The sequence below is a fragment of the Paraburkholderia oxyphila NBRC 105797 genome (genome assembly GCF_000685075.1).
GTDB lineage: Bacteria > Pseudomonadota > Gammaproteobacteria > Burkholderiales > Burkholderiaceae > Paraburkholderia > Paraburkholderia oxyphila.
On the sequence record NZ_BAYD01000259.1, the window covers coordinates 1 to 1,619 of the forward strand.

The 1,619-nt window shown below is 63.6% G+C and carries 1 protein-coding gene and 1 pseudogene; both read left to right on the top strand.

The features are described from left to right. A pseudogene (locus tag BO1_RS56025) lies at positions 1-922 on the top strand (ABC transporter permease subunit); the annotation flags it as partial. Further along, positions 919-1,619, top strand: a 701-nt coding sequence (locus BO1_RS48785) for an ABC transporter permease subunit (protein WP_043289346.1), incomplete at its 3' end; no start/stop codon positions are given. The pseudogene BO1_RS56025 and the gene BO1_RS48785, both read left to right, overlap by 4 nt.

Here is a 1,619-nt window from a genome sequence, read left to right on the forward strand (position 1 = left end):
CCGCCTCGCGCGGCACGCTCGCACGCTTCCTCTCGCGCTTCGTGCCCTCGGGCCGCACCACCGTCATCGGGATTCCGTTCCTGTGGCTCACGCTGTTCTTCGCCGTGCCGTTCGTGCTCGTGCTCAAGATCAGCTTCGCCGACCAGATGATGGCCGTGCCGCCCTACTCGAACCTCGTCGAGATGAAGGACGGCATGGTGCACCTGGCGCTGCAGCTCGGCCACTACGTGTTCCTGCTGCAGGACAGCCTCTACGTCGCCACCTATATCAGCTCGCTGAAGATGGCCGCGGTCTCCACCTTCTTCTGTCTGCTGATCGGCTATCCCATCGCCTACTACATCGCGCGCTCGAATCCCGCCACGCGCAACCTGCTCATGATGGGCGTGATGCTGCCGTTCTGGACCTCGTTCCTGATCCGCGTCTACGCGTGGATCGGCATCCTCAAGGACGACGGCCTGCTCAATCACGCGCTCATCGCCATCGGCCTGATCCAGTCGCCGCTGCGCCTCTATCACAGCGATGCGGGCGTCTATATCGGCATGGTCTATTCGTACCTGCCTTCATGGTGATGCCGCTCTACGCGCACCTCGTGAAGATGGACCTCACGCTGCTGGAAGCGGCCTATGACCTGGGCGCCAAGCCCTGGGTCGCGTTCACGCGCATCACGCTGCCGCTCTCGAAGAACGGGATCATCGCCGGCAGCCTGCTCGTGTTCATCCCGGCGGTGGGCGAGTACGTGATTCCCGAACTGCTCGGCGGCGCGGACACGCTCATGATCGGCCGCGTGATGTGGGACGAGTTCTTCAACAACATGGACTGGCCGATGGCATCGGCCGTGACGGTCGCGATGGTGGTGCTGCTGCTCGTGCCGATGGCCCTCTTCCAGCACTACCAGGTCAAGGAAATGGAGGACCGCAAATGATCAAGCCCAATCGCACCCTTTCCACGGGCGTGCTCACGCTCGGGTTCCTGTTCCTCTACATCCCGATCATCAGCCTCGTGGTGTACTCGTTCAACGAATCGAAGCTCGTGACCGTCTGGTCGGGCTTCTCGCTGAAGTGGTACGCCGCGCTGCTGCAGGACGATGAGCTGCTCACCGCCGCGTGGCTCTCGCTGAAGATCGGCCTGATGACGGCGTTCGCGTCGATTGCGATCGGCACGTGGGCCGGCTATGTGCTCGCGCGCATGGGCCGCTTCCGGGGCTTCGCACTGTTCGCGGGCATGATCAACGCGCCGCTCGTGATTCCCGAAGTCATCCAGGGCATCTCGCTGCTGCTGCTGTTCGTCGCGATGGAGCAGTTCCTCGGCTGGCCGAAGGGCCGTGGCGTGCTGACCATGTGGATCGGCCACGTGATGCTGTGCGTCTCGTACGTGGCGATCATCGTGCAGTCGCGTGTGAAGGAGCTGAACCGGTCGCTCGAAGAGGCCGCGCTCGATCTCGGCGCCACGCCCTTCAAGGTGTTCTTCGTGATCACGCTGCCGCTGATCTCGCAGGCGCTCGTGTCTGGCTGGCTGCTGTCGTTCACGCTTTCGATCGACGACCTCGTGCTCTCCGCGTTCCTCTCGGGTCCGGGCTCGACGACGCTGCCGCTGGTGGTGTTCTCGCGTGTGCGTCTGGG